Annotated in this window: 23 protein-coding genes; 10 read left to right on the top strand and 13 right to left on the bottom strand. The window is 64.0% G+C overall.

What is annotated here, in order from left to right:
• The first annotated feature begins 24 nt into the window (after positions 1-24).
• The 5 genes from ACODNH_RS09735 to ACODNH_RS09715 all read left to right on the top strand — a co-directional run bounded on the left by ACODNH_RS09735 (position 25) and on the right by ACODNH_RS09715 (position 2,996).
• Positions 25-786 carry an alpha/beta fold hydrolase gene (locus tag ACODNH_RS09735; RefSeq protein WP_434531299.1) on the top strand — a complete coding sequence of 254 codons (762 nt, stop codon included), beginning with the start codon at positions 25-27 and terminating at the stop codon, positions 784-786.
• A gap of 42 nt (positions 787-828) precedes the next feature.
• The gene (gene hisB / locus ACODNH_RS09730) at positions 829-1,416 is read left to right on the top strand and encodes an imidazoleglycerol-phosphate dehydratase HisB (RefSeq protein WP_306709770.1); all 588 of its coding nucleotides are present in this window, start codon (positions 829-831) and stop codon (positions 1,414-1,416) included.
• A gap of 75 nt (positions 1,417-1,491) precedes the next feature.
• Positions 1,492-1,995, top strand: coding sequence for an ACT domain-containing protein (locus ACODNH_RS09725; RefSeq protein WP_306709768.1), 504 nt, complete (start codon positions 1,492-1,494; stop codon positions 1,993-1,995).
• Positions 1,995-2,330, top strand: coding sequence for a 2Fe-2S iron-sulfur cluster binding domain-containing protein (locus ACODNH_RS09720; protein WP_306709766.1), 336 nt, complete (start codon positions 1,995-1,997; stop codon positions 2,328-2,330). Before ACODNH_RS09725 ends, ACODNH_RS09720 begins: the two co-directional genes overlap by 1 nt.
• 63 nt (positions 2,331-2,393) lie before the next feature.
• Positions 2,394-2,996: an IMPACT family protein gene (locus ACODNH_RS09715; protein ID WP_306709763.1), complete on the top strand. Its 603-nt coding sequence runs from the start codon at positions 2,394-2,396 to the stop codon at positions 2,994-2,996.
• 6 nt (positions 2,997-3,002) lie between these two features.
• Here the strand turns inward: ACODNH_RS09715 and ACODNH_RS09710 are convergent, their stop codons facing one another.
• The 3 genes from ACODNH_RS09710 to mutL all read right to left on the bottom strand — a co-directional run bounded on the left by ACODNH_RS09710 (position 3,003) and on the right by mutL (position 7,464).
• Entirely contained in the window at positions 3,003-4,088 is a 1,086-nt protein-coding gene (locus ACODNH_RS09710) for an aminomethyltransferase family protein (RefSeq protein WP_306709761.1), read from the bottom strand.
• 201 nt (positions 4,089-4,289) lie between these two features.
• Complete coding sequence (locus tag ACODNH_RS09705; RefSeq protein WP_434531298.1) at positions 4,290-5,234, bottom strand: sugar kinase; 945 nt, start codon at positions 5,232-5,234, stop codon at positions 4,290-4,292.
• Between the two features lie 79 nt (positions 5,235-5,313).
• Positions 5,314-7,464, bottom strand: a complete 2,151-nt coding sequence (gene mutL / locus ACODNH_RS09700) for a DNA mismatch repair endonuclease MutL (RefSeq protein WP_434531297.1) — start codon at positions 7,462-7,464, stop codon at positions 5,314-5,316.
• 135 nt (positions 7,465-7,599) lie between these two features.
• Here mutL and ACODNH_RS09695 point away from each other — a divergent pair, with 135 nt between their 5' ends.
• From ACODNH_RS09695 to ACODNH_RS09680, 4 genes are all read left to right on the top strand, one after another.
• On the top strand, positions 7,600-7,743 hold the full coding sequence (locus ACODNH_RS09695; protein ID WP_306709754.1) for a hypothetical protein: 144 nt from the start codon (positions 7,600-7,602) through the stop codon (positions 7,741-7,743).
• Positions 7,744-7,851: 108 nt separating this feature from the next.
• Entirely contained in the window at positions 7,852-9,117 is a 1,266-nt protein-coding gene (locus ACODNH_RS09690) for an HAD family hydrolase (protein WP_306709752.1), read from the top strand.
• Positions 9,118-9,212: 95 nt separating this feature from the next.
• Entirely contained in the window at positions 9,213-9,719 is a 507-nt protein-coding gene (locus ACODNH_RS09685) for a hypothetical protein (RefSeq protein ID WP_434531296.1), read from the top strand.
• Between the two features lie 64 nt (positions 9,720-9,783).
• Positions 9,784-9,984 carry a hypothetical protein gene (locus tag ACODNH_RS09680; protein ID WP_004959541.1) on the top strand — a complete coding sequence of 67 codons (201 nt, stop codon included), beginning with the start codon at positions 9,784-9,786 and terminating at the stop codon, positions 9,982-9,984.
• Positions 9,985-9,998: 14 nt separating this feature from the next.
• Here the strand turns inward: ACODNH_RS09680 and ACODNH_RS09675 are convergent, their stop codons facing one another.
• The 9 genes from ACODNH_RS09675 to mutS all read right to left on the bottom strand — a co-directional run bounded on the left by ACODNH_RS09675 (position 9,999) and on the right by mutS (position 20,529).
• Entirely contained in the window at positions 9,999-10,448 is a 450-nt protein-coding gene (locus tag ACODNH_RS09675; protein ID WP_306709746.1) for a hypothetical protein, read from the bottom strand.
• Positions 10,449-10,526: 78 nt separating this feature from the next.
• Entirely contained in the window at positions 10,527-10,838 is a 312-nt protein-coding gene (locus tag ACODNH_RS09670; RefSeq protein ID WP_306709744.1) for a DUF7521 family protein, read from the bottom strand.
• Between the two features lies 1 nt (position 10,839).
• Positions 10,840-11,211 (bottom strand): ArsR/SmtB family transcription factor, encoded by a 372-nt coding sequence (locus ACODNH_RS09665; RefSeq protein WP_049909028.1) that lies wholly within the window; start codon positions 11,209-11,211, stop codon positions 10,840-10,842.
• Between the two features lie 363 nt (positions 11,212-11,574).
• Positions 11,575-12,759, bottom strand: a complete 1,185-nt coding sequence (locus tag ACODNH_RS09660; protein WP_306709740.1) for a LolA family protein — start codon at positions 12,757-12,759, stop codon at positions 11,575-11,577.
• Between the two features lie 61 nt (positions 12,760-12,820).
• Positions 12,821-13,660, bottom strand: coding sequence for a LolA family protein (locus tag ACODNH_RS09655; RefSeq protein ID WP_306709738.1), 840 nt, complete (start codon positions 13,658-13,660; stop codon positions 12,821-12,823).
• A 107-nt stretch (positions 13,661-13,767) separates the two neighbouring features.
• Positions 13,768-14,613 (bottom strand): ABC transporter permease, encoded by an 846-nt coding sequence (locus ACODNH_RS09650; RefSeq protein ID WP_306709736.1) that lies wholly within the window; start codon positions 14,611-14,613, stop codon positions 13,768-13,770.
• A gap of 19 nt (positions 14,614-14,632) precedes the next feature.
• Entirely contained in the window at positions 14,633-15,649 is a 1,017-nt protein-coding gene (locus ACODNH_RS09645) for an ABC transporter ATP-binding protein (RefSeq protein WP_306709734.1), read from the bottom strand.
• 99 nt (positions 15,650-15,748) lie between these two features.
• Entirely contained in the window at positions 15,749-17,689 is a 1,941-nt protein-coding gene (locus ACODNH_RS09640) for an ATP-binding protein (RefSeq protein ID WP_434531295.1), read from the bottom strand.
• Between the two features lie 74 nt (positions 17,690-17,763).
• The gene (gene mutS, locus ACODNH_RS09635) at positions 17,764-20,529 is read right to left on the bottom strand and encodes a DNA mismatch repair protein MutS (RefSeq protein WP_434531294.1); all 2,766 of its coding nucleotides are present in this window, start codon (positions 20,527-20,529) and stop codon (positions 17,764-17,766) included.
• A 97-nt stretch (positions 20,530-20,626) separates the two neighbouring features.
• Here mutS and ACODNH_RS09630 point away from each other — a divergent pair, with 97 nt between their 5' ends.
• The gene (locus ACODNH_RS09630; RefSeq protein WP_306709727.1) at positions 20,627-21,019 is read left to right on the top strand and encodes a nuclear transport factor 2 family protein; all 393 of its coding nucleotides are present in this window, start codon (positions 20,627-20,629) and stop codon (positions 21,017-21,019) included.
• Between the two features lie 7 nt (positions 21,020-21,026).
• Here the strand turns inward: ACODNH_RS09630 and ACODNH_RS09625 are convergent, their stop codons facing one another.
• On the bottom strand, positions 21,027-21,629 hold the full coding sequence (locus tag ACODNH_RS09625) for a class I SAM-dependent methyltransferase (RefSeq protein ID WP_306709725.1): 603 nt from the start codon (positions 21,627-21,629) through the stop codon (positions 21,027-21,029).
• Positions 21,630-21,654 lie beyond the last annotated feature (25 nt).

The raw sequence follows: 21,654 nt of genomic DNA, 5'->3' as shown, positions 1-21,654 counted from the left end.
CATCGGCGAAGGAACCGACAGCCAATGCCGACCGCACGCAACCGTGACGTGTCTCTCTACTACGAAGCCGACGGCGACGGCCCGACCGTCGTATTCATCAACGACGTGGGGTACGGCGCGTGGCTCTGGGGCTGGCACTACGACGCTATCGCCGGCCCATATGAGACGGTGGTGTGGGACCTCCGTGGGACCGGCCGGTCGGACGCGCCCGCGGGACCATACGATGTGGAAACGCTGGCGGCTGACCTCGAAGCCGTGCTGGCCGATCACGGCGTCGGGAGCGCACACCTCGTCGGGGCCGGCCTCGGTGGGATGGTCGCGCTCCAGTATGCCCACCAGTACAGCCGCGCCCGCTCGCTGACGCTGTACTGCACGGCCGGATCTGGCGATGCGATTGAGCGGGACGCACTCGACGCGCTTGCACTCGATGCCCCGTCGTCGCTCGACGGCGCGTTCTCGCCGGCGTTCCGCGAACACGATCCGGACCTCATGGAGCGAATTGCGGACTGGCGCGCCGACGAGGACGCGACCGGCGCGGCCCGCGATGCGCAGGCCGACGCAATGGCGACCTTCGACGCGCCGCCGCTGTACGAAATCACCCAGCCTGCCGAGGTGTACTACGGGCTGGACGACCCCGTTGTGTCGCCGGAGGCCGTTCAGTCGCTTTCGGCCGACCTCCCCCGCGGCACCGGAGAAGCTGTCGAGGGTCGCCACTGCTGTTTCATCGAGCACGCGCCGGCGGTGACCGACCGATTGCTGGCGCTGCTCGACGAACAGACCGAGTGACCGGACGCAATCCACAAATACGCGGCCTGATACGTGTGAAGTATGACTGACCGGACGGCAGCCGTCACGCGGACGACGGCCGAGACAGACATCGAGGTCACGCTTGACGTTGACGGCGACGGCGACAGCACCATCGACACCGGCATCGGCTTTTTCGACCACATGCTCGACTCGTTCTCGACGCACGGGCTGTTCGACCTGACCGTGCAGTGTGACGGCGATCTGGACATCGACGACCACCACACCGTCGAGGATGTCGCCATCACGCTCGGCGAGGCGTTTACCGAGGCGCTGGACGATAAGCGCGGCATCCGCCGATTCGCCGACTGCAAGGTCCCGCTTGACGAGGCCGTTGCGAGCGTCGTCGTCGATATCTCCGGCCGCCCGTACTTCGCGTTCGACGGCGAGTTCTCACAGGCTTCTGTCGGCGGGATGACCAGCCACATGGCCCAGCATTTCTGTCGCTCGCTGGCGATGAACGCCGGGCTAACGCTGCACTGCGGTGTCGACGGCGAGAACGCCCACCACGAGATAGAGGCGCTGTTCAAGGGCCTGGCCCGGGCGCTTGACGACGCAACCCGGATCGACGAGCGCCGGTCCGACGTGGCGAGTACGAAAGGCGAGCTATAGTCGACTGCAACGCGGGCCCGCCCCTATTTCAACTGCTGCCGGCACCGATTAGTGGCCTCACGTCCACCACTCCGTATGTTCGATGAGATTATGCAGAAATTCGAGGACTCTCCCGGCCAGCAGGACGTCATCCGCTTGTTGCTGGAACGGGGGTTCTCGGTCAACGAGGACGGCCGCGTCGTCTCCGGCGGCATCGAGATCCCGAACACGGGTATCGCCCGCGAGGCCGACGTCGACCGCCGGGTAGTCAACGCCACGACGGACGCGATTCTCGCCGACGACGACCTGCGGCGTATCTTCCGAAATATCTCCTCTGTGCCGAGCCTGCTTGACCTCGCGCCGGTGCTCGACTTGCACGCGGTGACTGTCACCGTCCGGGCCGCCGACGAGTCCGGCATTGTTTCGACTGTCACGTCGGCTATTGCCAACCACGGTATCTCTATCCGGCAGGTCCTGAGCGAAGACCCTGAGTTCACCGATGAACCGAAACTGTACGTCATCACCGACGAGGAACTCCCCGGCGACCTCATCAACGAAATCCGTCGACTGGCGTTCGTTCGGACTATCGAACTAGCATAATGCCGGCAACGCTCACCGTCGAGACGCCTACCGGCGAGACCCACGAACTCACCGCCGAGCGTGGGGCTGTCCTCCGTGATGTGCTTCTCGATGCCGACCTCTCGCCACACGGCCGCTACGCCAAGCGAGTCAACTGCGGCGGCCGCGGCATCTGTGCCACTTGCGGCGTCCGTCTCGCCGAACCGCCTGATCCCGATCACTGGCACGACGACCTCGCCGACCGATTTGGCTACCCCCGGCTCTCCTGTCAGCTGCAGGTTCGAGACGGAATGCGGGTCAAACTGCTGGAAAAAAGGGTCTGGGGGTCGCGACAGGCTGGCGACGAGGCGGACTGATTTTATGCCACACGCAGGGAGCGAACGACAAACGCTATTCCGCCGCCGGGCGTACGCCGGCCCGTGACGGACAGCTATCGGACCGTTCCGGGCCGCGGCGAGGCGCGCTTCGAGGTGCGGGGTTCGGAGTTCATCGGCCACGTCGCCCCAGCGACAACCGTCGAAGACGCCGAGGCGTTCGTCGACGCCGTCGGAGAGGAGTACGCCGATGCGACCCACAACGTCCCCGCCTACCGCGTCCGATCCGATCCCTTCCGGGAGTATTCCAGTGACGATGGCGAACCAAGCGGCAGCGCCGGCGACCCCGCGCTGAACGTCCTCCAGCAGCGTGACATTGAGAACATTGTCGCCGTCGTCACGCGGTACTACGGCGGGACGAACCTCGGTGTCGGCGGCCTCGCCAGTGCGTACTCCCGAGCGGTGAAGGACGGCGTTGACGACGCTGGTGTCGTCGAGGAAGTTCCCCACGAGCAGTTCACTGTGACCGTCGCCTACGACGACTCGGGCAGTGTTCGGAGCCTGCTCGAATCCGCGGGCGTGGAATTCGAGGCTGACTACGAAGCCGAGGTCGTCTTCGACGTTCGAGTCCCTACTGTTGAGGGCAGCGAACTGCGAGACCGGATAAGGAGTGCGACCAGCGGGCGGGCCGCTATCGAACTGGAGTAATCCTCGCTACTCGTAGGTCGGCAGCCGCGCCGACTGCGCCGAGCCGTCGATAAAGGGCAGGTCGACCTGCTGGGCGCTGACCGGCTCACCGTCGATGCGGATTTTCAACGCTTCGTCGGGTCGGTCCCAGCTGAGGTTCGCCAGTGCAATCGGGGCTTCCCGCATCGGGCTCTGTGCGGCGCGGGTCACGTCGCCGACGTGCTCGTCGCCGGCGAACACCGCAGCACCGGGGTCCGGGCACGCCTCGACGGCGAGACCGACCAATCGCTGCGTGGGGTGGCCCCGGTTCTCGATACGGGAGACGACCTCCTGACCGACGTAACAGCCCTTCTCGAAGTCCAGGGCGTTCCGCAGGCCAAGGTCGTTCGGGAGCGCGCCCTCGATTTCGGTGTCGAACAGGGGCGTCCCGGCCTCAAGGGTCAGCGTCTCCCAGGTCTGGTAGCCGAAGGGGACGGCGTTGAGCCCGCGGTTGACCAGCGTGTCAAAGACAGCCTCGGCGTCGTCGGCGCTACAGACCACGTCGTAGCTCTCCTCGCCAGTGAGGTCGTCCGTCCGGATGACGGAGACGCCTGCGTCGCCGAGTTCGCCCCGCTCGAAGGTCAGCGGTGCCGGCGGGGTGCCGGTCTGGTGGAGGACGCTGGCGATTTTCTCTGTCGCTTTCGGCCCGTGGACGCCGAAGACGGCGAAGTCGTCAGTCGCTTCCTCGAACTCGACGTCCTGAATGAACGTTTTATCCGCCCACTCCGCGGCCAGTTCCTCGGCCTTCTGGGGCGGCGTGAACACGAGCAGGCGCTCGCCGGCGTTGTACACATACATGTCCGTGTCGATGCGACCATCGGGGTCAAGCAAGAGCGCGTAACAGCCTGCGCCGTCCTCGTCTGGCACGCGGTTCGAGACGGCGTTGTCAACGTAGTCGACGCGGTCCTCGCCGGTGACGACGATGACGCCGTAGCCGTACTCCATCGCGCCGACGACGTTCCGAACCGCGCGGTGGGTCCGCTCCGGTCGCCCGTAGTTGTCGACGACCTGCCGACCACCGACCTCCCTGAACGTCGCTTCGTGGGCCTCGTGAACGGACTCGAGAACAGTCATTGTACGGGTATGCGGCCCTCGTGGGGAAAAACGTCCCGTTAGCGCCGTCGGTGTGCGAGGAGAGTCACCGCGAGCAGCGCAGTCATCGCCAGAACGTCGGTGCGTATCACCGGTGACTACCCAGTAGTTGTTCCCCCACCACTCCGACTCCGACCAGCAGTGTCAGCGCTACAATTGTTAAAACAGTCCGAGTCTTGGCCTCTACGGCCGTCTGGACTGCTGTGAATCGACGAGCCGCTCAACTTCAGACGGTTCGAGTGGGGTCAACGGTCCGGACATTGTTCGAGACAGCGCTGCTGCCGCGACACCATGGAGCAGCGCTTCGTCCGTGTCAGCACCGGCGGCCAGTTGCTGGAGCGTTGCACCGATGAAGGCCTCGTGCTGTCCTGCTTCGTCCACTGCGGACGTCTCGATGGCATCCTGCTCGTGAATGACGCCGTCGTGATAGGCCACCGCGCCGTACTCGCTCCGAGTGAGAATCACGCGGGTGAGATCGTACTCCGTTGCGAGCGTGTGCACGACTTCGCGCGGACTCCCTGTCGTGTCAAACACTGCGGAAACCTGCTCTTCGGCGGCAAAGAGGGTATCGACGGCCGGCAGCAGGTCTGCAAGCGCGTCCTGGGCATCCTCGGCGTCCCACAGCCCGGGATGGAAATCGAGATCGAATGCCCGCATCCCTGCGGCCGCTCTGAGCAACGCTCCCGTCGTGTCGGCGGCTGTGTCAGACAGTGAGAGGGTTGCGCCCGAAGTGAACACCACGTCCGCGTTCTGTATCTCGCCCATCGGCAGCTCGCCGGGGGTCAGCGTCGCCATCGCGGTGTTGCTGCGGTCCTGTAGCAGCCGCTCGGCACGGGGTGGGTCCGCGTCCTCGTGGAACGTGAGCCCCTGCCGTCCGGCGTCCGGGTCTGCCCAGACAACGTCCGTCTCCAGCCCGAACTCGTGGAGCTCCGCGACGACGCGCCGCCCCAGTGGTGTGTCCGGAACCTTCGATAGCCACCGTGTGTCGGCCCCGAGTCGGCCGGCCGTCGCCGCAACCCCGCTTGCGGTCCCGTCGACCCGAATCGACGCCTCGCGGGCTGTTTCGAACCGCTGTCCGCTTGGAGGGGCAAATCTGAGAGCAGTCTCACCGAACGTTACGAGTGACATACCGCGTGCATCGGGAGACGGAGGTTTAGTTTAATCGGCTGTATCGACTGCTGTGCCAGGGACGGGCCGTCCTCCCTCGCTATCGTCGCCGACCGCCGTGCCCGGGGTAATCACGCTCGAACCTGTCTTCGAGTTCTTGCCGGTCGATGTGAATGACCGTCGGTCGTCCGTGTGGACACGCGTAGGGGTTCTCACACTCGTCCAGCGCGGCGAGTAGCTCCCGGACGGACCCCTCCGTCAGCGACGTGTTCCCGGTCACAGAGGGGTAACATGCCAGATCGCCGAGCAGTTCGTCGGCCGCCGCTTCGACTGTCGCCGCCGCTTCGTCGTCGCCGGCGACGAACGCACCGAGCACGTCCCTGACGATATCCGGCCCGGCCGCGTCGGCGATGACGCCCGGGAGGGTCCGGACCTCGACGCTTCGCTCACCTGTGCGTGCCGTGTGGAACCCCAGACTCGCCAGCGCGTCGCTGCGCCGGTCGAACACCTCAGCTTCGCGGGCGGTCAGTTCAAGTTCGACAGGGTTAGCAAGTGCCTGTGTCGTCGTTTCGCCTTCGAACTTAGCCTTGAGCCGTTCGTAGTTGACCCGCTCGTCGGCCGCGTGCTGGTCGACCAGCACGAGGCCATCGTCCGTCTCCGCAACGACGTAGGTGTCGGCTAACTGTCCGAGAATCCGCATCGAGGGCAGCGACTCGTGGGTCGCCTCCGGCTCGTCGCCGAGACGTGCCTGCTCCTGTCCGCCGGTGAACTTCCGCTCCCCGCGCTCTGTCTCTGTCTGGCCCGCTGCAGACGCGTCAGGGTGTCCACCGTCACTATCTCCACCCGAAACGATGCCCCCCGTCTGAGTAGTCTCAGATTCGCTTGACGTACCGTCCGTTGTTCTGGTTTCAGAGGACTGTTTCGTATCTGCTGATTGAACTGATGGGGCTGTGTCGGCTGACTGGCGATCCCCTGTCTCCGTCTGGGTACTATCCGGTCGGGCTGTAGGCGCAGTCTCTGGCTCCTGTGCTGGTGCCTCAGCACTATTCTCCGCTGCGGTGGTGGCTGTCTGTCCCGACGTTGTTGCTTCGTCTCCGGCATCTCGGCCGTTCGAGTCCGCCTGCTCCTCGCTATCGGACGTTCCATCTGATTCCGGCGTTATTTCCGTCTGCTCGGGTGCTGACCGGCCACGCGGCGCTGTTGAGCGCAGCAGCCCCTCCCGCAACAGCGCATCCTCGACTGCAGTCCGAACCTGTTCCCGAACGCCCTCGTCGTCGGCAAAGCGGACCTCCATTTTCCGGGGATGGACGTTCACGTCCACGTCGCCTGCGGGAACGTCCAGAAAGAGGACAGCGAAGGGGTAGCGGTCCGGTGCGATCTGGGTACCGTAGGCATCGATAACGGCGTCCCGGACGGTGCCGGCCCTGACGTAGCGACTGTTGACGTACGTCGAGAGGTACTCGCGGCCGGCGCGGTTCGTTTCGGGGTGTGACACGAGGCCGTAGACGCCGTCGAGCGGTCCGTCTGGGAAACTGTCCGTCCCGTCCCCCTCCGCGTTCGCTCCTGAACCCGCACCGACCGAGATCATCGACTCGGCCACCTCCCGGCCGTAGACAGACATCACCGTCTCACGCAAGTCGCCCTGGCCGGTCGTCGAGAACGTCTCACGGTCGCCGTGGGTCAGCGAGACGGCCACGTCCGGGTTCGCCAGCGCGTAACTGGCAACGACGGTGTTGACGTGTGCAAACTCCGTTGACTCCTGTTTGAGGTACTTCCGGCGGGCCGGGACGTTATAGAAGAGGTCCTCGACCGCCATTGTCGTCCCCTCTGGACAGCCGGCGGGGCCGACTGACGTGACGTCACCACCTTCGAGCACCAGTTCGGTTCCCACATCGCCGCCGCGGGGTCTGGTCCGGATCGTCAGCCGTGAGACCGCCCCGATCGCGTGCAGGGCCTCGCCGCGGAATCCGAGCGTTCCCACGCCGCCTTCCAGATCTGCGATATCGCGGATCTTCGACGTGGTGTGTTCCTTGACGGCCGTCTCGACAGCCTCGCGACCCATCCCGACGCCGTCGTCCGTGACGCGAATTCCGTCGGTTCCGCCGGCTTCGACAACCACGTCGACCCGGCTCGCGTCGGCATCGATCGCGTTCTCGACCAGTTCCTTGACGACGGAGGCCGGCCGCTCGACCACCTCGCCGGCCGCGATGCGTTCGACGGTCTGGTCGTCGAGTCGCTGGATATCGGTCATACGTGCCTCCGCATGTGATTGCCACCGGCTAACGGTCGGAGCGACTTGATACTGTCTGCCCTCGACTGCGCCTATCAGTACAGTCATGAAAATAGTTAACACAACACAGTCCTGAGCCTCGCACGGTGTTGACCCATGTGCCACCACAGAGAACGCTCCTGGACCGAAGCGACGACGGACGACGAGGCAACTGACGAGGACGAGGAGGAACTCCCATCCTTCCTCAACGAGGAGGCGCCCGAAACCGAGGTGCTGACCGACGGCGGCGACGAGGCGTAGCAGCGGCGCATCCCCGTCACGGTGTTGGCAAACCAGCTGTTTTTTGTCGTGTGTGAGGACCACAAACCCGATAGCTAAAGTACGCTCGCCGTCAGTCGCCACTATCCTGTGGACCTCGACATGGAACAATACGACCAACTTTACCGCCTCTACAAGAGCGTAGACACGACGACGCTGCGCGGCTATCAGGAGTTCGTCGACCTGTTTCCCCCGCTCAGTTCGACCGTTGCGCTGGAACAGTGGGAAACCGCCAGTGACCGCCTCGACGCCCTCAAATCCGATATCGCTGACGAGTTTCCCGGGACCGGCGAAACCTACGCGGAAATCGCAGCTCGGCTGACCCGCGACGAGGCCTTCACCGCGCTCGACCTCTACTCGAAGTACGACCGATCAGTGAATGTGCTCGTGCTGGATGTCGACGAGACGCTCCGGTCGGCCGGCGACACCGACAACGAAATCCCCCGCGATACGCTGTATCTTCTGACCCAGTTTCACGAAGCAGGCATCCCTATCGTCGTCTGTACCGGCCAGACCCTGGAGAACGTTAAGGGGTTCATGATACAGGGGCTGGGTAACGACCTCGTCTCTTCCGGGCAGATGAGCATCGTCTACGAGTCCGGCAACGGGGTATTCACGCCCAAGCACGGCCAGAACACCAAGCGACTCCTGTATGAACGCCTCGACGATGCAGTCGTGGACGTGTTCGAGGCTGTCCGCCGGCGGGTCCTCTCGGAAGCCCCCGACGCCGTCGGCAAGCGCTGCCATCTCCAGGGCAACGAATTCAACGTTACGCTGAAACCCAACGCCGAGGTCGGCAGCGACAACGCCGTCGAAATCATCGACGAGTCCCTCCGCTACCTCTGCGGGCTGGTCGGCAACGCCATCGCTGGACAGGTTGACACCGCGGTCGACGACCCTGCAGGCTACGCACGGGCCTACTTCAGCCGTGACCCGGAGATTCTCGCCGTGCTGGAGGCTGGCGACCTGTCGACCGATGCCGACATCGACGACGCGCCCGAGGCGTTCCGCGACATCCTCAAACGCGTTGACCTGGGCTACTACGAGGGCGACGCGGCCGAACTCGTGAGCCTCGAACTGGACAAGTCAGCCGGCGTCGAGGAAGCCTTCGACGTGCTGGGCATCGACGACCCGTTCGCGCTCGTGATGGGTGACAGCAAGAGCGACCTGCGGGTGATGCGCTGGGTCGACGAGAACGACGCCGGTATCGCCGCCGCCCCCGCGCATTCCTCGCCCGATGTGCTCGACCACGTCAGTTCGAGAGACGACTTGGTGTACGAGGCCGGCGACGCCAGCACGGTGCTACGGACTACCTACGGTATCAGTCTCGTCGAGCAACTGAACGAGCAGGGCTAGTGAGCTATGATTCCCCGTTTTCTGAGGGTCTCGGCTGACTGAATCGGAGGGGTTTCCCACCCAACAGTTAGGCCGCCGCCGACCGAACTGCCCCCATGAGTCTCGATACCGTGTTCGGGCAGGTACCGGACCCGCAGTCGCACTCCTTCCCGGACTACTCGCTCCCGCAGGGTGACCCCGTCAAACCCATCGCGTTGACTGACGACGAACTGACTGCGCTGCTTGACCTGTACGATGCGTTCAGCGCCGTGGACCCGACGGGTATGGATTCGAACCCCTTCCTGCGGGCGACGAGCGAGTTCCTCCAGCAGGCCCTCGGTGCGCCGCTCACCCGCCCGGACGAGCAGCTGAACGACGACATCGCGGCCCTGCTCAACGACTTTTCCGGCGATCTGGGCGAGCAATCGATGGGCGTCATCGACGCGACGCCGGCCCACCACCGGACGCTGTACTTCTTCCTGACCAGTTGCAAGGCGTACCACATGGCCCCGCATCTGCAGTTCGACCCCGACCCGGCCGCAGTCGAGACGCTGTATGCGGTGTACGAACGCGTCACTGAGCAGGCGTTCTATCTTAAACGGCCGAAAAGCGTTCTAGAGTGAGTACGGGTGCGTGTCTGGCGAACGCTCCGGTCCGTTTATCGGGGAGCGAACGAAACTGCCGCCAATGACAACCGACCAGCCCGAAATTCCGGTCGTGTGTGAGGCCTGTGGGACACGGACATCGGTCGCGTTCGAGGACGTCGAGGACGCCGTCGCGCGCCACAACGAGCAACTTCACGACGGCGACCCGGTCGCCGAGGTCGACCCCGACGTACTGGAAGAACTCGCCGACCGTCTGGCAAAGGATATCGGCCTGCTGGAATAGCCCGCTGTCCAGCGTCAGCCGTCCAGCGGGAGCCGCTCGTAGGCTTCACGATCAGCGCCGGCGGCGAGCGTCCGCGGCCGCAGTCGGCAGATGTTCTTCACGGTTCGCGGGCCGAGCACGTGGGGCGAGACGAACCGCGGTCGCCCCGGCTCAGTCCCGGGTCCGTCGCCCAGCGCGAGGACCGCGCCGTTGAGGTCGGCAAGCGGGATACACGCCAGGTCGCCGTTTGCCGATTCGAACTGGACGTGGGTCGTATCGCCGGGCATCGACGCCGCCTCCAGCAGATCGAACACCTTGATGCCGGTGTACTTTCGTTCAATCCGGTCGCCGGAGGCACACTCGAACGCGACCGGCCCGCGGACGACATCGAACGGGAGCTGTTCGGGTGCCACGTCCCATGGAACCAATAGCGGGTCAGCCCCGTCGATACGGACTGTCGGCCGTCCCTCCGGCGTCTGTGCCATAGGTACAGCTTCCGACCGGATAGACTTGAGATGTTCGGCGTTGAAGTGCGTGGCCAACCCGGCAGACCACCCGGAACCTCACTCCCGCGAGTGAAGCGAGTACGCGATAAAGAGGACGCCGACGAACTGGAAGGCACGGGTGACGAGTGTCAGCGGTTGCTGGAACTGACTGGGGAGCAGGCCCTGGCGAAGGAGGACTGAGCCGGCGAACGCGACAACGAAGGCTACCGCCGTGAGACAGAACAGTCCGAGCGAGAGGTACTGCATCGCGCGGCTGTTGTGCCGCCGATACCCCCGATAGGCTTGGTAGCCGACGTACCCACCCAGTACAGTCGAGCCAAACGCCAGGGCGGTGATGAGCCAGTTCATGAGCGTCTCTATGGCGACCATATCAGAGATTCTCCCACATTTTTGTGAATCGGTCCGCGGTGTCCTGTTCGTCCTGTCCCGGGAACGCCGGCGGTTCGGCCCGCTCTATTTCGGTTTCGAAATCACCGTCAGCAAGCGCCAGTGAGAACTCCGAGAGCGTGGCAGCGAACACGCTGTAGTCGTTGCCGCCCGTCTCTATCTGGGTCTGTTCCTCGATGAGGCCGTACTCCTGAAGCCACTCGACCCGTCTGTACACGGTCGGTTGTGACATCTCACACTGGTCGGCGAGCTGTTTCGCGGACATGGGTTTGACACTCGTTGCTGCGAGGATGTCCCGGGCGTACTCGTCACTGAGCAGGTCGAGGATGTCGCCCACGGCCGGGTCCTCACTCACGTACTGGACCAACGTCCCGTCCCCGAATAAAAGGTCCTGTCAGTTTCCGAGTCAGAAGTCAGTCGCGGTAGAGAAGGGCGCAGTGTCAGCGGGGACCGGCGCAGTCAGGGCATCGCCTTCGGGCAAAGGTGGGGCACGGTGGGGGACCAGTTTGCAGGCGGCCTGGCCCACATTCCTTCCCGGGGTGGCAGCCCGGGGAACCCTAGGGCAGTGTGGTGGACAGACAGCGGCCATCACCGGAGGGCGTTGGTGGCACGGTGTTGTTAGGGCCGCTGCACTCAAAGCAAGGAGGGGTTCCATAATATAACGTGCAGTCGAACTTCTGACCCAGAAAACGGCGGCTTGATATGCCAGCGTGGCTGTTCACTTGCCGCTGGGACAACCGACTGACTGACCGATTGTGATGAGTCGGTCCGCGGACACGCCCTCACCGCGAATCGTGTACCGGTAGCGTTCACAACTCCACGACACTGATGTTGTCAGCCCGTAGCTGACCTGTGCTGGCTGCCCGTCGATTGTTACCCCTTCGCTGGCGTTGTCCCCGACACCCGGCCGGTCGTACTTAGCAACAGTGATCAGACTGGTCCGGTTCATGTAGCGGAGGCCGACGCTGTGGACCCGTCCCTGTGTCTGTGTCGCATAGGTCAGTTCGTATCCCGGCGGGATGTCGGGCTCCGGAACCTGAATCTCGGTGTCGGCTTTGAGGGCACCAACCGACTCGTAGGTCTGTCTTTCCGGCGTCTCTGGGACAGTGACAGTCATGTTGTCCGGGAAGCTGGGGGTAAACACGTCTTCGGACACACCGGTATCGTAGGTGATGTCGGTGTACGCCGTCGTCACGACTGTGCGCTCACCGTCGGCTGTCCATGCAGTGCGCTTTTTGACCGGGAAAAACTGCTCTGTGTCTACCCATACCGTCTGCTCGTAGGCCGCTGTGCCATCTTTCGGTGCCACGTGGATGACATACACTTCACGCCCATCGAGTGATTCAGTACCGCGGTAGCTGACGGTCATCGAACCGGCCGATCCGGTCGGCCGCTGCTCGCCGCGGGGAACGACAGGCAATGGCTCAACTGACTGTGGGTCGCTCGTCGTGTCGCCCGGTGTGGCCATGTTGAGATTCGCAAAGAGACGCTGTAGCCGCTCACCTTGGTCTGACCCGGTCCTGCTGAGAGAGATGCGTGTCGCCCTCGAGCGGCGCTGGTCGTACAGCCACAGTGCCGAGCCGTTTGATATTCGGAGACCGTATCGCTCGACGGTGCTGTTGACGACTGCCAGCCGTTTCTTCTCGGTCCCCGGCTGGAGCACGGCGTTGTAAGTTGTCCGACTCGCGACCGTCCCGTTCCGAGTGATAGTCGTCGTCTGTGTCGCGTTGACGCCGTCTATCGTCTCGTAGCGTTGCTGCACGTCCGCATCGATCTGTGGCTGATCGGCGGTCCCGGTACTCGCGAATGCGAGCGACCATATCGCAACAGCAAGCACACCAACGACGACCACTGTCGCGATCGTGAGCACCAGTCGTTCCGATGTGAGGTGTCGAGTGACCATCTCTCGGGCTACCGGGCGCAGGGGAGTGTCCGGCTACGTTCGATCTGTTTGAGCGACAATATTATGTAGCACATAATTGGCAGCGCAAGTAAAACCTCCTATCTGCTGGTTCCGGATCACTGACAGTTGTATCATCCGGGAAGTCGGGGGAAAATGCGTCACTGGACACATCGGTGTCGTACGAGATGTTCGCGTACCTCGTCGTCACAACTGTGTGCTTTCCATTTGCTGTCCAGGCAGTCCGCTTTTTTGTCGGGAAGAACCGCTGTGTTTCGACCCAGACTGTTTGCTCGTATGCTTTTGTCTCATTTCTTGGCGTCACGTGGACGACGTACGCTTCGCGTCCGTCAACTGGTTCCGTGCCCCGGTAGCGGACGGTCATCTCCTCGGTCGAGTTGACTGGCCGCCGTTCGCTCTGGGGGACAACAGGCAGTGGTTCAACCGACTGCGGGTCCGTTTTCGACTCATCGAGTTTCGTGAACAGGCGCTGTAGCCGTTCACCCCTGTCAGACTCAGTCTCGGGGAGGGGAACTCGTGTCGCACTTTCACGACGGCCGTTGTACAGCCATAGCGTTGACCCGTCCGAGATCCGCACGTTACTCGCCTGTGCCGTACTATTGATGGGTACGAGCCGCTTTCTCTCCGTCCCCGGCTGGAGCGTCGCGTGGTAGGTCGTTCGGCTTGCAACCGTCCCGTTCCGTGAGATGACTGTCGTCTGGGTCGCGTTGACACCGTCTATCGACTCGTAGCGTTGTTGGACGTCCGCATCGATCTGCGGGTGGTCGGCGGTGCCGCCGCTCGTGGCCACGAGCGACCACGCCGAAATAGTTAGAACACCAATAACAAGGACTGTCGCGACGGCGGGGACAAGTTGCTCCGTTGAGAAGTGTCGAGTGACCATAGCTGGAGTACGGGGCAGAGACCGCCCGGCGCTGTGTGTGCAGTCCGAGCGACAGTGTTATCTATCAAATTATCGGCATCATAAGTAAAAGCACCTGTCTACGCCAGTCAGTAGTCACCGAGTACGCCGAGCCGTCTGGCCCGTCGGGTCGTGTACTGAAACACGACGTAGCCCAGCAACACGTAGCCGGACGGGACACCGACGAGGAGGCCTAGGTCGGTAGCGGAGAACTGCCAGAGCCGGGTCCCGTCGACCATCGCCCGCTGGAGGAGCGCGCTTCCGTGGGCCAGTGGCAGGACCCGCGTCCAGCCGAGCTCGAACACTGGCGCGGAGATGAGGACAATGAACCCGAACTGGAGCAGATTGAGCCAGTTCCCGATACGCTTGTACAGCACCGCAACACCGCCGGCAGCGAACCCAAGCCCCAGCACGGAAGCAATAGTCAGGGATGCGACGACGACGACGGTGAGAACGTTCAACTGGAGCGTCGTTCCGGTAATCGCCAGCATCACTGCCAGCACGACGGTCGAGGTAATGAACGTCCGGACGACTTTCGCGACGCCCTTGCAGAACGCGACCGGCGCGAAGCCAAACGGCGTCATAACGTGCCGTTCGAGCGTTCCCCACTGGGCCTCGCTCCCGATATCGTTCGAGATTGCCTGGTACGCACCGACGGAAAGCGACCACAGGAAGTAACCGACGATGATCCCCTCGATAGAATCCGTTATTGCCTGCCCGGCAAGCATCCGGCCGCCGTAGAACAGCAGGCCGAAAAAGAACACCGAGATGACGATGCCGCCGACGGCGTTGGCCGGATAGCGGACGAAGATGAGATACTCGCGGTACAGCACCGCTCGCGCGAGGTCGAGATAGCCCGCCTGCATGGCGGCCCCGACGGTCTGGCCGCTCGCACCGTCACTGTCGTCCGCGTGCGTGTCGGCGCTCGCGGTCATCGTCCTAGCCCCGCCTCCCTCATCGTCCTTGCCCCGTGATTTCGACGAACACGTCTTCCAGGTCCGGTTCAACCGTGCCGACGGCTGAAAGCGTCACGTCGTGGTCCCGGCACAGGGCCAGCAGGCGATAGAACCCGTCGCTGTCGGTCGCTACCTCGACGCGCCGGCCCCGCTCGGTGCTCGTCACCTCGACCACCTCGAAGCGCTCCCGGATGATCGCAAGCAGACCATCGGTGATGTCGGGACTGGTGACGGCGAACGCGTTTGCGGTGAACTGGTCGAGCACGGCCGGCACGCTATCGTCGGCGATAATCTTCCCCTCGTTCATGATGATGACCCGGTCACAGACATCTTCGATGACGTCCATGTCGTGGCTGCTGACGACGGCCGTGAGGTCACGCTCGTCGACGATGCGGCGCAGTTCCCGCCGTAGCGTCAGCGAGCTTTCTACATCCAGTCCCAGCGTCGGCTCGTCGAGAAACACCAGATCGGACTCGCTGGCCAGCACACTCGCCAGCGACACCTTCTGTTTCATCCCGCGGGAAAGGTCTCGAACGGGCTCGTCGGCCTTCTCCAGAAGGTCAAGTTTCGCCAGCAGGCGCTCGTGTCGGTCGGCGACGGCATCCGGCTTGACGCCCTTGATGGTCGAGAAATAGCGCAGGTTCTCCCGGACGGTCAGCCGCCAGTAGTCGTTTCGCGCCCCTTCAAGCATCCCGTCGACGTGACGGTAGGCCGCTCGCGGGTGCTCGCTCATGTCGATACCCTGAACCTGAATCCTCCCGGAATCAGGCAACACCAGCCCGAGAATTGATTTTATTGTCGTTGTCTTGCCCGCACCGTTAGGCCCCAGCAGGCCGACGACCGTCCCTTGCTCGATGCGAAACGACACGTCGTCGACGGCCGTCACCGCGTCGGCACCGCTGCCGAACTGCTTTGACAACCCCTCGACGGCGAGCGCGGGCGTCGCTCCGTCCCTCGGCGCAGCTGACTGCTTGGTGGTCCGCGAGCCCTGCCGCGGAGGGCGCTGGGATGACATTACCATCACTGAGGGCTTCAGAACCAAAAGGTCAGTCACGTCTTGCGGCGGGTCTGCCGTCGGTGGCACTGTCCCGCACTCGGCGACTGGTCTGTCTGCTCAAGCAGGTTCGAGACCCGTCACCTCAAACCGCGCGCCGCCGGCCTCGCTCTCGGTGGCTGTAACCGTCCATCCGTGGACCTCAGCGATCCGCTGAACGATTTTAAGTCCGAACCCGGTCCCGCTCTCGCCGGTCGAATAGCCCCCTTCAAACACCTGTTCACGGTCGGCCGCCGGGATGCCCGGACCGTCATCGGCGACGTAGAACCCGTGTCGGTCCGTATCCTCAATGACACCTACTCGTACAGTTGCGCTCCCGCCACTGTGGTCGGTGTTGTCGTCAGCCGTCGTCTGAGCGCCTGTGGTCCCGTGTTCAACACTGTTTCGAAGGAGGTTCGCTAACAGCCGCCGGAGTTTTGCCATATCTGCCCGAACCCGCAGGTCACCCTCGACGACGAGTGTTGCCCGGTCATCTTCGACACTCTGCCAGCACTCCTCAACGATGCCGGCGAGCGCGACAGATTCGAGGTCGGTCGCCGTTTCGCCGGCGCGTGCAAACGCCAAGAGGTCGTCTATCAGCGCTCGCATTCGTTCGTGGGCGCGTGACACCTTGTCGAGAGCGTCGCTGTCGTATTCTGCTCTGGCCAGTTCCAGATTCCCCTCCGCGACAGTCAGCGGGTTTCGGAGGTCGTGGCTGACGATGCTTGTAAACTCGTCGAGGCGCTCGTTCTGGCGTTCTAACTGCTGTTCGTACGCTTTGCGCTGGGAGATATCCCGACCGATACCCACAGTCCCGACGGGTGCCCCATCAGCGTCGGTCAGCTGGGTTCCGGCAAACTCATACGGAATCCGCTCTCTATCGGCAGTCAGAATCTCCGCTTCAACAGTCACCCGGCCGCTGGTTCGCGTCTCATTTATTGCCGCAGCGATTGTCTCATGCTCGTCACCCGGGAAAAAATCGGAGACGGGCATATCGTCAATCTCGTCATTGCTGTATCCTGTGACTTCAGGGATGCGCTCGTTCCACCGCCGAAGGCTCCCGTCCGTGTCGATGACGTAGAACAGGTCGTCAAGCGTATTGAGCGCCTGATCGATGAACTCGCGCTCTTCGCGGAGCTGGCGGTCGCGGTCGAGACGGCTAAGCGCCGCTGTCGCGTGGACTGAGAGCGTCCGCGCGAGTGTGACATCTGTGTCATCGAATGCACCTGTCACACACGACCCGATGAGGAGAACACCATGGTCACCCAGCGGAAGGATGAGTTCACTCTGGATGTCCGTGTCCGGATTGTACCGGGCTGGACTTGACGCGACATCGTTGTGAACCTGCGTTTCGCCGCTTTCGAAGGCTTGCCATGCGAGGCCATCTCCGGGCTCGAAGACCGGTGGTGTCCCGATGAGCTCTTCTACCTGATTGGTCCAGGCGGCCGGATACAGACTGTCGCCGTCAGCGAAGTGAACCGCGTTGGCCGGCATATTGAGGATCGTCCGAGCTGCGTCCACTGTGACCTGCGCCACCGCATCAGCAGTCGTGGCTCGCATGAACGCCCTGGCGGTGGAGTGTAGTTCCTCGATAGCACGCTCACGACGTGAGCCCTGTGTGTGTTTGATATCGTCGGCTGTCCGTTCGACGGCGTTGACGACGGTGTGTGCCAGTCGTGCGTACGGCTCCGCGCTGCCGTCAGCCCGGAGGTACTCGGTGACGCCGGCGGAAATCGCGTCGCTGGCAGCCGCTTCGTTCCCCTCGCGGGCGAACAGAACGAACGGCAGGTCCGGTGATCGTTTGCGGACCGCATCGAGGAACTCGACGCCGGTTTGCCCCGGCAGGTCGTAGCCGGCGATGACACAGTCGAACGCACCCTCGTCAAGTCGCTTGAGGCCGTCGGCGACGTTCGTCTCCGTCTCGACCGTGATACCACAGTGCGCCTGTTCCAGCGCACTTGTGGCCGCTTCGACGACAGCCGGCTCGTCGTCGACGTGGAGAACGCGAATCCGGTCGGTCATTGCATTCTAGCAGTGACAACTCCCGTATACACCTTCCGCCGTGAGTATCTTCGTTGAAAATCGGGCGCTGTCTGCTACTCGTCGTCCAGCTCGGCCTGCCACTCCTGTACTTTCGCCATCAGTTCGACCGGTGGTGTCTCGTTGACATTCAGTTCCGTCAGTTCCGAGAGGACGGCCTCAGTTTCAGGATCGCGCGACGCTGCTGCCGCGTCGCTATCTGAGGCTTCAGCCACGGACCCGTCGGGAGCGTGTTCGGGGTTGCCGTCGGTCGCAACCGGCTCAGCCGCCGAACCGGCTGCTGCGTCCTCGGACTGAGCCGCGCCGTCCCTGAACTGCCCCGAATCAAGGTCGAACACGGCCTGTGTCGTCCCGCTGTCGTTCTGCTCACTGCCCCGAATCTCGATGGCCTTGTCGTCGCGCAACCGGTCCAGCACTGCCTGCGAGCGGTCGACGACTGGTTCGGGGACGCCAGCAAGGTCGGCGACGTGGACGCCGTAGGAGCGGTCAGTCGGGCCGTTCCGGACCGTTCGGAGGAACGTCACGTCGCCGTCGCTGCCCGCAGACCGGGGCTCGCCGTCGACCGCGACGTGGACGTTTTCCACGGTCGGCAGCTCCTCGCCCAGCGCCGTCAGTTCGTGGTAGTGGGTCGCAAACAGCGTCTTCGACCGGATGGCGTTGACGATGTACTCTGTCGCGGCCCAGGCGATAGAGATACCGTCGAAGGTCGCGGTCCCGCGGCCCACCTCGTCCAGAATCACGAGTGATTCTTCGGTGGCCGAGTGGAGGATGTTCGATAGCTCCTGCATCTCGACCATGAACGTCGAGCGGCCCTGTGCGAGCTCATCCAGCGCGCCGACGCGGGTGAAGATGCCGTCCACTAGTCCGACGGTTGCCGACCGCGCCGGGACGAAACTGCCCACCTGCGAGAGCAGCGTGATTAGCGCGGCCTGGCGCATATACGTCGACTTCCCGCTCATGTTCGGGCCGGTGACGATGAGGAACTGCCGGTCGTCGTCCATATAGAGGTCGTTCGGGACGAACTCGGTGGTCTGCTCGACGACCGGATGGCGGCCGGCCTCGATAGACAGTTCGTTGCCGTCGACGACCGCCGGACGGGTCCAGTCGTTCTCGACGGCGTGGACTGCCAGTGACGCGAAGGCGTCCAGTTCCGCCAGCGTCCGACCCACGTCCTGCAGCAGCGTCGCACGCTCGGCCACGCGCTCCCGGAGCCGCTGGAAGTGCTCGTACTCCATGTCGTGGCGGCGCTCCTCCAGGCGCAGCACGTCCCGTTCTTTCTCGTCGAGTTCGGGCGTCGTGTAGCGTTTGGAGTTCTTGAGTGTCTTGATATGCTGGTACTTTTCAGGGACAGCGTCGGTTTCGCTCTTTCCGACCTGAATGTAGTAGCCGTCGGTCTTGTTCCGGTCGACCGAGAGGTGGGTGATGCCGGTCCGCTCCTTCTCACGGTCCGGCAGCGTTTCCAGCCACTCCAGCGCGGCTTCGTGCTCGTCGATGACTGCGTCGAGGTCGTCGTCGTACCCCCGCTTGAACAGGCCACCCTGGCGCACCGTCCCCGGCGGGTCCGTGACCAGTGCGCTGTCGAGTTCCGCGGCCAGTGCGTCAGCCGCTTCGCGGTCGGCTCCGTCAAGGGCGTCGGCAAGCGGCGACTCGGCCAGCCGCTCGGTATCGGTAACGGCGTCGGCGACCTGCCCGAGCACTGAAAGCGTCTCCTGCACTGCTCGCAGGTCCCGCGCGTCGGCGCTCCCCGACGTGGCCCGCGCGGCCAGCCGTTCGAGGTCGTACGCATCCGATAGCGTCTCCCGGATCCGCTCGCGGGCCATCGCTGCCTCCGACAGCGCCGCCACGCAGGACTGCCGGCGCTGGAGTTCGGCCCGGTTTCGACGGGGTCGCTGGAGCCACTGCTGGAGCAGTCGTCCGCCAGCGGCCGTGACCGTGTGGTCGATAGTGTCGAACAGCGACCCCGAGCTGTCGCCCTGCATGGTCTCGGTGAGTTCGAGGTTGCGTTGTGTCGTCGCGTCAAGGTCGACGTGGTCGCGTTCGCCGTACGTTTGCAGGCGCGTGACCGCCGCTAGCGTGCCGACACCGGTGTCCTCGACGTAGGAAAGCACCGCGCCTGCGGCCCGCAGTGCCACGTCCTGATCGCCGATGCCGACGCTGTCGACCGTCTCGCTCCCGAACTGCTCGCGGACGGTGTGGCCCGCTCGCCCCGGCTCAAACGACGCCGAGTCGTGCAGCGTCAGCGCCGCGTCCGTCCGCTCGCGCAGGCGGTCTAAGAACTCGTCGTCGTTCCGGAGCTCCGGGCCGGGAAGAATCTCGGCCGGCCCGAACGTGTACAGCTCTGTCAGCGCCTCGCCCGCGTCGGCGTCGTCGAGCTGTGTGACCTGGAACTGACCCGTGGTCACGTCCGTCGCGGCGATGCCGTAGGTGTCACCGCCGTCTCGGCTGGCCTCTCGAACCACCGCGGCGAGGTACTGCGCCGACTCGTCGCCGGTCTCCAGATGTGTCCCGGGCGTAACGACCCGCGTTACCTCGCGAGCGTGGCCGTTCTCGGTCTCGTGCTGGTCGGCGATTGCGACTCGATAGCCCCGCTCGACCAGCGCGGAGACGTACGGCGTCAGGTCGTCAACCGGGACCCCTGCCATCGGGTACGACGAGCCATGCGAGGACTTCTGGCTCACCTTCAGGTCGAGTTCGTTGGCGACGATCTCGGCGTCTTCGGCGAAAAATTCGTAGAAGTCGCCACACTGCATCGCCAGCAGGTCCGCGTCGGTCCCCTCCTTGAGTGTGAGGAACTCCCCGACGATTCCCGTCGCCTCTGTCATACACGTCCGTGTGGCCGTCCGCGGCGTAAGGATTGCGGGTCGGGAGAGCGGCCGCCGGGCGTAGCCAGTGAAGGGGCCACAGGCCGTAGAGCCAAGTATGGACGCGACTGAGACTATCGAGGCGTACTACGCGGCGTTGCGGGCCGGCAATCAGCTCGGCTCCTTCTTCGCCGACGACGCGGACCGCTCGGTGGTCAAGTTCGGTATCTCCGAGCAGTTGGTCGGGACCGACGCTATCAAGATAGGACTGCAGAACCAGACCGAGACGACGGGCGATTGGACTGTCGAGAGCCATGCACTCCGGGTAACAGAACGCGAGGGCTACGCATGGTTCAGCGACGACGTGACACTGTGCTGGACTGACACCGAGGATGGCGTCCACCACGCGTACGACACCCGCTGGAGCGGGACGCTCGAAGCCACTGATGGGGACCGCCCGTGGCAGTTCGTGGGGATGCACGTCAGCACTGCTGACGAGCTAGCTGAGTAGGCGGCCGCTAATCGCCGCCGAGCGTGGCAAAGACGAACTCGCTATCGCTCCCGAGGGGGTCCGTCGCAGTGACGGTCTCCGTGTCAGTGAAGCCGGCGTCGGCCAACTGGTCGAGCGTCGCCCGCCGACCTGGCGCTGAGAAGAACATCGACCCGCCCATCCAGCCGCGCCGGACGGTCTCGAACTGGCCGCTTGGCAGCGTCATCAACACAGTACCGCCCGGACGGAGCACGCGGGCGAACTCCCGGTAAACCGCCGGGTGCTGGTCCCGCGGGACGTGAAAGACGGCGTGGTAGGCCGTGATGGCGTCCACGCTGTCGGTCGCAACCGGGAGCGACGTCATGTCTCCTTGTACAAGCCGGCTCTCCGGCACTGTCTCTGCTGCGAGGGCCAGGCCCGCACGGGAGAAGTCGAGGCCGATGCTGTTCGGCGGAAGGTTCGCAAGCGTCCGCGCGCCGTCGCCACAGCCCACGTCGAGGACCGTTGGCGCTTCGGGGAGTCGTTCGAGCAAGTCATCGAGCAGGGCTGCGTCCGACCCAGTCGGGTCGCGCCGTTCGGCGTAGGTCTCGGAGACGCTGTCCCACGCGTGGCGAACCTCGTTGCGGTCCATATCTACACTATGTGTGCGAGCCGGA

Origin of the sequence: Haloarcula sp. NS06, assembly GCF_051122755.1 — an archaeon.
GTDB lineage: Archaea > Halobacteriota > Halobacteria > Halobacteriales > Haloarculaceae > Haloarcula.
The sequence above is the reverse complement of the archived record's forward strand: the minus strand, read 5'-3'. Positions and strand labels throughout refer to the sequence as shown.

What these genes read in the sequence shown, in the direction of transcription:
- mutS (WP_434531294.1), bottom strand. Translation starts at nt 20,529, where the DNA reads ATGACAGAGGCGACGGGAATCGTCGGGGAGTTCCTCACACTCAAGGAG.
- ACODNH_RS09705 (WP_434531298.1), bottom strand. Translation starts at nt 5,234, where the DNA reads ATGTCACTCGTAACGTTCGGTGAGACTGCTCTCAGATTTGCCCCTCCA.
- mutL (WP_434531297.1), bottom strand. Translation starts at nt 7,464, where the DNA reads ATGACCGATATCCAGCGACTCGACGACCAGACCGTCGAACGCATCGCG.
- ACODNH_RS09720 (WP_306709766.1), top strand. Translation starts at nt 1,995, where the DNA reads ATGCCGGCAACGCTCACCGTCGAGACGCCTACCGGCGAGACCCACGAA.
- hisB (WP_306709770.1), top strand. Translation starts at nt 829, where the DNA reads ATGACTGACCGGACGGCAGCCGTCACGCGGACGACGGCCGAGACAGAC.
- ACODNH_RS09695 (WP_306709754.1), top strand. Translation starts at nt 7,600, where the DNA reads ATGTGCCACCACAGAGAACGCTCCTGGACCGAAGCGACGACGGACGAC.
- ACODNH_RS09660 (WP_306709740.1), bottom strand. Translation starts at nt 12,759, where the DNA reads ATGGTCACTCGACACCTCACATCGGAACGACTGGTGCTCACGATCGCG.
- ACODNH_RS09670 (WP_306709744.1), bottom strand. Translation starts at nt 10,838, where the DNA reads ATGGTCGCCATAGAGACGCTCATGAACTGGCTCATCACCGCCCTGGCG.
- ACODNH_RS09710 (WP_306709761.1), bottom strand. Translation starts at nt 4,088, where the DNA reads ATGACTGTTCTCGAGTCCGTTCACGAGGCCCACGAAGCGACGTTCAGG.
- ACODNH_RS09650 (WP_306709736.1), bottom strand. Translation starts at nt 14,613, where the DNA reads ATGACCGCGAGCGCCGACACGCACGCGGACGACAGTGACGGTGCGAGC.
- ACODNH_RS09675 (WP_306709746.1), bottom strand. Translation starts at nt 10,448, where the DNA reads ATGGCACAGACGCCGGAGGGACGGCCGACAGTCCGTATCGACGGGGCT.
- ACODNH_RS09645 (WP_306709734.1), bottom strand. Translation starts at nt 15,649, where the DNA reads ATGTCATCCCAGCGCCCTCCGCGGCAGGGCTCGCGGACCACCAAGCAG.
- ACODNH_RS09725 (WP_306709768.1), top strand. Translation starts at nt 1,492, where the DNA reads ATGTTCGATGAGATTATGCAGAAATTCGAGGACTCTCCCGGCCAGCAG.
- ACODNH_RS09735 (WP_434531299.1), top strand. Translation starts at nt 25, where the DNA reads ATGCCGACCGCACGCAACCGTGACGTGTCTCTCTACTACGAAGCCGAC.
- ACODNH_RS09685 (WP_434531296.1), top strand. Translation starts at nt 9,213, where the DNA reads ATGAGTCTCGATACCGTGTTCGGGCAGGTACCGGACCCGCAGTCGCAC.
- ACODNH_RS09680 (WP_004959541.1), top strand. Translation starts at nt 9,784, where the DNA reads ATGACAACCGACCAGCCCGAAATTCCGGTCGTGTGTGAGGCCTGTGGG.
- ACODNH_RS09625 (WP_306709725.1), bottom strand. Translation starts at nt 21,629, where the DNA reads ATGGACCGCAACGAGGTTCGCCACGCGTGGGACAGCGTCTCCGAGACC.
- ACODNH_RS09655 (WP_306709738.1), bottom strand. Translation starts at nt 13,660, where the DNA reads ATGGTCACTCGACACTTCTCAACGGAGCAACTTGTCCCCGCCGTCGCG.
- ACODNH_RS09640 (WP_434531295.1), bottom strand. Translation starts at nt 17,689, where the DNA reads ATGACCGACCGGATTCGCGTTCTCCACGTCGACGACGAGCCGGCTGTC.
- ACODNH_RS09630 (WP_306709727.1), top strand. Translation starts at nt 20,627, where the DNA reads ATGGACGCGACTGAGACTATCGAGGCGTACTACGCGGCGTTGCGGGCC.